The sequence below is a fragment of the Fusibacter sp. genome, assembly GCF_057447755.1.
Genome location: NZ_JBVBZF010000199.1, coordinates 1 through 6517, shown reverse-complemented (window position 1 = coordinate 6517; position 6517 = coordinate 1). Strand labels below are relative to the sequence as shown.

The following is a 6517-nucleotide window of genomic DNA, read 5'->3' as shown; positions in this document are numbered from 1 at the left end:
ATAAAACCCCCTGTTCATAAACTCATTCAGCAAAGTTTAGCACGAGTCCACCCATTTAGAAAATTTACCCTTTAAATTAAAAAGGATTGGCCATATTGTGGGCGAAACAAATGGCAATCCTCATATTTTCACAAATTATAAGCTGCTAGGTACCTTTATAGACAGGGGGTGATTCGTATAGATTTTTCTAATTCGTAATAGAACTATATAGATTATTCTAGTTCTTTCTAGTTCTTTATAGTTCATTCTAATGCTTTAGAGATCTTTATCGTTTTCAAAATGATGATGCTGCTAAGAGCTGACAACTTCAATCGTCCTAAGCAATTCGACATGATCATTATAGATTCTCGTATTGACTGCTTCAATCACAAAACCTGCATCCTTAGAGAAATTGCTATGGGCATCACTGACCAAAGTCACATTCATATTGGCATTTAAAGCCCCGTAAACGGTTGATTGAACACAACCATGAGATATGACCCCAGTCACATAAATATGATCTACATTTAAGTCTACAAGGGCATCCGTAAATTGTGATTCACTAAAGGCATCACTTTTAAATTTATCGATGACCGTATCACCTTGTGCAAAATGAATTTCAGGTAAAAGGGCCCATTCCTTTGTGTTTTTCATGAGTAAGAACTCGCCAGTAAATCTTAAAAAAATAACCGGCAGGTTAAACTCGTGGAAATGATCAATTAAAAGGTTTATATTGCGAATCAATTGATCACTTTCATATACCTTAGTGGCCTTATTGAATATTCCCCATTGCATATCAACTACAATTAATGCTTTCATATTAGCCTCATCTACCTTCTACCTGCATTATAACAACAACACCATAGCCCTCAGGATCCTTAAAAAGTTTCCCTTGGTCTTCCCAAAAAGGATTTCTTGGTGCAAATTCAATATTCTTCTCTAAACTTAGCTTTTCAATCACAGATCGATAAACCTCAATATCATCATACTTCAAAATCAGCAAATCATCCTCATCAGTAGTATGCATTGGCGATTCTGTAGATTTAGTGAACTCTATTTCCCAGTCCGATGTCTTATAGCCCATAATGACACCGTCATATCCATTATGCTGTTTGAAGGTTTTAATGACTTCAAGTCCTAATAAATCACTATAAAAATGAACCATGGGTTCTATGGCTTTCACATGTCTTGCTATTCTAATTTTCATTTTATTACCTCATAAAGATTATATTCTCATTTGTTTTTTCGTGGGCAAATGCCACTCATATGTAAAAAAACTATATACTCTTGAAAAACACTCTAGGGCAAGTATTCCACCAGCGACAACCAAAAATGTCATATACATTGCGCTTTGGACTCTAACAGAAAACAAGAACAAATAAACAGCAAGCAGCATACTAATTCGCAAGCTGTATAAAACACTGTTTATGGGTTCTACTTGATTATAAAAGGCTTTAATATCAGACATTTGCTCAACAAAACACTCATAATGGTAGGGTTTGGGGACAGATAAATAATGCGCTTTGGAAACAATTAAATCCATCCGACTCCTAATTGGCATTCCACAATACTCACAATTATAATCTCTCATAATGACACATCCTATCTCGACCAATTTTCAATGACATCACCTTGCTTATCTATTGTCTATATTTTAACATTTTAGTTTAAAATCGTCATTCGTTTTCAGAATTTTCTGTGAGATTTATCTTAATCATAATCGTCGTAATCATCATCTTCATCTTCGGACTCGTCATCATCTTCATCTTCCTCATCTTCGTCATAGTCATCTTCGTCTTCTTCGTCTTCTTCTTCATATTCCCTTAAGGGATGATCCCACCAATTGTCATCGTCTTCTTCATCTACATAATCGTCATCATCATACAAGTCGCTGTCATCACCAATTTCTATTCTCATTTCTTCGATTAGGTCCTTAATAAGTAACATAAAATCGCCTCCCTAAATCGCTTCTAATTCATATATACCCTATTTTTAAAGCCTTCAACGAAAAAAAGAGCCAAGTCCTTCGAAAGACCCCTGCACCATATGGGCTCGAAGGATTGACTCTTTGAATTTAAGTGAATCAAAATATTCAAATCATGACCTTAATTAGGTTTACTCGCCTCTTTGCTTGACTTTAAACACAATTGGCGTGCCCTCATAATTAAAGTTCTTTCTGATTTGATTTTCAATGTAACGGATGTAAGAGAAATGTGCCAACTCCTTATCGTTAACAAAGAGAATAAAGGTAGGCGGTTTAACCCCACCCTGTGTTGCGTAGTAAATTTTAAGGCGTTTACCCTTGTCTGAAGGTGGCTGATTAAGCGCGATTGCTTCATTCAAGATGTCATTGAGAACACCTGTAGAAATTCTAAGGGCATGGTTATTTGAAACATATACTGCCTGCTCTAAAAGCTGTGTTACCCTTTGACCAGTGAGTGCAGAAACAAACATAACCGGTGCATATTGCATGTAAGCCAACTCTTCACGAACTCTCATTTTAAACTCATTGAAGGTATGGTTATCTTTTTCAAGAAGGTCCCATTTGTTGACTACGATTACGATTGCCTTACCCGCTTCATGAGCATATCCAGCTACCTTTTTATCCTGGTCTGTAACACCCTCTTGTGCATCGATCATAATAAAGCAAACATCAGAACGCTCAATGGCTGCAAGTGCTCTTAAAACACTGTATTTTTCTATAGATTCATTTACTTTTGATTTTCTTCTGATACCTGCTGTATCGATCAATACATACTTCTGGTCCTTGTATGTGAAAGGGGTATCAATCGCATCACGCGTCGTACCTGCGATATCTGATACGATAACCCTATTTTCGCCGATGATTTTATTGACCATAGATGATTTACCAACATTTGGCTTGCCAATAAAGCAAATCTTAATGGCGTCATCATCATCTTCAAGCAAAGCCTCATCTGGGAACATTTTTACAACATCATCCAGCAAATCGCCAAGTCCCATGGCATTGGCAGATGAGATCATTAAAGGCTCACCTAATCCTAGATTATAATAGTCATAAAAATGTGCAGGCTTGTTATACACATCAATTTTATTAAGTACTAAGATCACAGGTTTCTTTGAAACTCTAAGCATCTGTGCGATTTCTTCATCTGCATGTGTGTAAGAGTGCTTGCCATCACAAAGGAAGATGATGACATCTGCTGTATCAATCGCAATTTGTGCTTGATCTCTCATTTGAGATAAAATGATATCTGTTGAAGACGGTTCAATACCACCTGTATCAATAAGTGTGAAAGTGTATTTAAGCCACTCACATTCTGCGTAAACACGGTCACGTGTTACACCGGGTGTATCTTCTACGATAGAAATTCTTCTACCGGCTATTCTATTAAAAAATGTGGACTTACCCACATTCGGGCGGCCAACTACCGCAACAATTGGTTTTCTGCTCATTTAATTACCTCCAAATAATATGCTTTCAACGAAATCGATTCCCATTTCACCGACTTTGACAACGGGCTTATGATAATGTGTTTCAAGGTCAGTGATGGTGCAATCGTCTAACATCACGTCTTCTTCTGCTCTAAACATAGATACTGGCAATAAAATGGCATCACAATTCTCTGCGTTTAAAACCTGTTCTTTTATATCTTTACCTGTGATCAATCCTGCCACAGTGATCCGCTCACCAAAAAAATGATTTTCAATTCTCATAACGTCTATTTTTAAATTTGTAAACGACGCCATAACCACTTCTGCCAAATCTTTAATAAAGGGGTATGCTGCAACACCAGTTGCAATCATCACCTGTCTCGATGATTTTAATTTATAATCATGAGATGCCATAAGGGCTCTCACTTCATGGTCAAGCTTTCTAATCATGCCCACGCCATCCTCATGCTGAATGAAGGCTTCATAAGCTTCATAAGGTGGAAAGTCGTTTTGGGACAAGATATAGAATTCATCTGCTAGAAAAGCAAATCGTGTTCCGATTTTTTTCAGTGCCATTTCTTGAAAAGGGTGTACGATATCAATGACACTCTGAGCTGACATCGAATCAAAGCCCTTCATTTCAATGAGGCCTTGCCTGTGTTTCGTAAGACCGATTGGCACTATGGCAACGCTTTGCAGATTTGGACCTAAGGTAATTAAATCCCCTAAAGTCTTTCTTAAGGCTTCACCGTCATTATAACCAGGGCATAAAACAATCTGCGCATTCACTACAATGTTGTTAGAGGTCAGTTTCTCAAGGCGTTCCATGATATTCCCAGCGAAACGATTGCCAAGCATACTCACCCTTAGTTCTGGATTGGTGGTATGTACCGAAACATTGATGGGGCTAATTCTATATTCGATGATCCGATTAAACTTTTCTTCATTCAAATTTGTCAAAGTGACAAAATTTCCCTGTAAAAAGGACAATCTGGAGTCATCATCTTTAAAATAAAGGGTTGATCTCATGTTCTTTGGCAATTGATCGATAAAGCAAAATACACAGTTGTTTGAACAACGTGTTGCATCATCTATGATTGGATTTTCAAACTCAATGCCCAAATCCTCATCATACTCCTTATCAATTTCAAGTTCCCAAATCTCACCGTCCGGCTTTTGAATTTCAACAACAATATACTCATCGTTCGTGAGATACATCAAGTCGATAATATCAACGACTTTCTTGTTGTTGATGGTCAACAGGACATCGCCAGATTCAATTTCTAATTCCTCAGCAATTGAGCCCGGAATCACATTCTTAATTTTATTCATATAGGCCTTCCAATCCTCTTACAACGCTCTACCATACAATCTAATATTGTAATATAAAATCATGCAAAGTGCAAATGAAACTTTCGCAATGATTACATAATACAGGTTAATCTAAGGGCATTAACTGGCAAATTTGACTCATTGATCCCCTCTTTCCGCCACCTGCATGTCTATGAGAGTGAAAGCGTTCATGTTGGCAAATGGTGCACGCCTCAACGACTTCCACAGACGCCTGTCTAATGTTATTGTCCATAAAAATGAGTTTATTGGCCTTCTTCAAGTCGATCATATACTTGTCACCACCCTTAAAAGTCATAAACTCATCAACTTGTGACGCTTTAAAGGTTTGAAGAAATCTCTGTCTAACGGGTTCATCCACTTCATAACAGCACTTTCCTGCAGACTGACCGATACCCGCCAGGATGTTTTCAACTTTGGTTCCAAAGTGTCTTTTCATCATCTGGATTGCTTCTCCACCAATCTTATTGGAAGTACCACGCCAGCCACTATGGACGATTGACACCGCATGATTTTCTTCATCATATAAAAACAAGGGCACACAATCTGCATAAAAGGTCATTAGGATCAGATCGGTACGGGCTGTCATTAATCCATCTGTGTCTAAAACCGAATAAAGCTCATAGCCCCTAAGAGCAGTTTTTGAAACATCAAATGCCTGAAAGGCCTTGAAATCTGTATGTTCATCAATGTAAAGGATATTGCTTGAGTGTGTCTGCCTCGTGGCAATAATCGTTTTACCCGTAAGCCCTAATTGGTCAATGGCAATCTTTATGTCTTCACAAGCTTTTTCAAACTGTTCAGCATTGTAAAAATTCGTGTTCATACCACCATAAACGCCTTGACTTACACCACCAGTCCTATCTGTTATGCCGAGCTTTAGCGCCGTATTTTCTAATTGTTTAAACCTAATCATTGGGCCTCCAGTTCGATCGTATTTACTCTCCTTATCATATAATGAAAAACTTTGAATGTTAAGACCAAAGTCATAATCTTAACATTAATTTCACATCAACAACATTTGAGCCACCTTCGATGTCTCAAACCAATTTTCGCTGACGCTGTTTGAGATTAAACATTTCTCATCACAGCTTTTGGCTCAAATTTTGTTGTATATAATCATTTAACGTCAAAACCTTGTTTTGACGTTAACGTTCTCATCTAACCGCTTTTGAACATTCTTGCTCAAAGCTGGATGAAAACTATTGATCTACATAAAAAAGCAAACACCCAGAACGCCTTAAAGACATTGTGAGTGTTTGCTAGAGGATTATTCAAAAACAAATTATAGGGCTATTATAATTTGAATTTATCGGTTTCGCTGATCAAGTGTTCAGCATTTCGCTTTGATTCTTCAATCTTATCAATCATAAGGGAAGAACTTTGGTTGATATCGCTCACCTTCATGGCAATATCCGTAGTGCCTTTTGCACCGTCATTCGCTGCATCTGATATGCCATCTATAGACGTTAAGATGCTCTCTACTGAAGCTAAAAGCTCTTGAGAAGTCGCACTGAACTCACCAACAAGTGATTCAACACTCACTGCATCCTTACTATAATAATCTGCAACTTCAAGCATGACCTTATAATCTTGATCGACATCTGTGGAGACGTAGTTCAAGAGGTTACTAGAACTTTCAGAAAGGTTTGATACCGAATTCACCACTTTAGTGGTAATATCTTGAATCTTAAGTACAGTGGTTTTAGATTGCTCTGCAAGGTTTCTGATTTCATCTGCCACAACAGAAAAACCCCTACCCGCTTCACCAGCT

The 6517-nt window shown here is 37.7% G+C and carries 8 protein-coding genes; all 8 read right to left on the bottom strand.

Translation table 11 applies throughout. The annotated features are described in order from the left end of the window. Positions 1 to 291: 291 nt before the first annotated feature. Positions 292 to 798, bottom strand: a complete 507-nt coding sequence (locus AC220I_RS16285) for a cysteine hydrolase family protein (RefSeq protein WP_486724918.1) — start codon at positions 796 to 798, stop codon at positions 292 to 294. Positions 799 to 805: 7 nt separating this feature from the next. Further along, on the bottom strand, positions 806 to 1186 hold the full coding sequence (locus AC220I_RS16280; protein WP_486724917.1) for a VOC family protein: 381 nt from the start codon (positions 1184 to 1186) through the stop codon (positions 806 to 808). Positions 1187 to 1204: 18 nt separating this feature from the next. Then, positions 1205 to 1570, bottom strand: a complete 366-nt coding sequence (locus AC220I_RS16275) for a hypothetical protein (protein WP_486724916.1) — start codon at positions 1568 to 1570, stop codon at positions 1205 to 1207. Between the two features lie 119 nt (positions 1571 to 1689). Further along, positions 1690 to 1926 carry a hypothetical protein gene (locus AC220I_RS16270; protein WP_486724915.1) on the bottom strand — a complete coding sequence of 79 codons (237 nt, stop codon included), beginning with the start codon at positions 1924 to 1926 and terminating at the stop codon, positions 1690 to 1692. Between the two features lie 168 nt (positions 1927 to 2094). Further along, positions 2095 to 3414, bottom strand: a complete 1320-nt coding sequence (gene der, locus AC220I_RS16265; RefSeq protein ID WP_486724914.1) for a ribosome biogenesis GTPase Der — start codon at positions 3412 to 3414, stop codon at positions 2095 to 2097. Then, positions 3415 to 4725, bottom strand: coding sequence for a DUF512 domain-containing protein (locus AC220I_RS16260; protein ID WP_486724913.1), 1311 nt, complete (start codon positions 4723 to 4725; stop codon positions 3415 to 3417). Between the two features lie 106 nt (positions 4726 to 4831). Then, positions 4832 to 5659, bottom strand: coding sequence for a peptidoglycan editing factor PgeF (pgeF, locus tag AC220I_RS16255; protein ID WP_486724912.1), 828 nt, complete (start codon positions 5657 to 5659; stop codon positions 4832 to 4834). 380 nt (positions 5660 to 6039) lie between these two features. Further along, the coding region (locus AC220I_RS16250; RefSeq protein ID WP_486724911.1) for a methyl-accepting chemotaxis protein at positions 6040 to 6517 on the bottom strand (478 nt) is incomplete at its 5' end.

What these genes read in the sequence shown, in the direction of transcription:
- AC220I_RS16285 (WP_486724918.1), bottom strand. Translation starts at nt 798, where the DNA reads ATGAAAGCATTAATTGTAGTTGATATGCAATGGGGAATATTCAATAAG.
- AC220I_RS16280 (WP_486724917.1), bottom strand. Translation starts at nt 1,186, where the DNA reads ATGAAAATTAGAATAGCAAGACATGTGAAAGCCATAGAACCCATGGTT.
- AC220I_RS16275 (WP_486724916.1), bottom strand. Translation starts at nt 1,570, where the DNA reads ATGAGAGATTATAATTGTGAGTATTGTGGAATGCCAATTAGGAGTCGG.
- AC220I_RS16270 (WP_486724915.1), bottom strand. Translation starts at nt 1,926, where the DNA reads ATGTTACTTATTAAGGACCTAATCGAAGAAATGAGAATAGAAATTGGT.
- der (WP_486724914.1), bottom strand. Translation starts at nt 3,414, where the DNA reads ATGAGCAGAAAACCAATTGTTGCGGTAGTTGGCCGCCCGAATGTGGGT.
- AC220I_RS16260 (WP_486724913.1), bottom strand. Translation starts at nt 4,725, where the DNA reads ATGAATAAAATTAAGAATGTGATTCCGGGCTCAATTGCTGAGGAATTA.
- pgeF (WP_486724912.1), bottom strand. Translation starts at nt 5,659, where the DNA reads ATGATTAGGTTTAAACAATTAGAAAATACGGCGCTAAAGCTCGGCATA.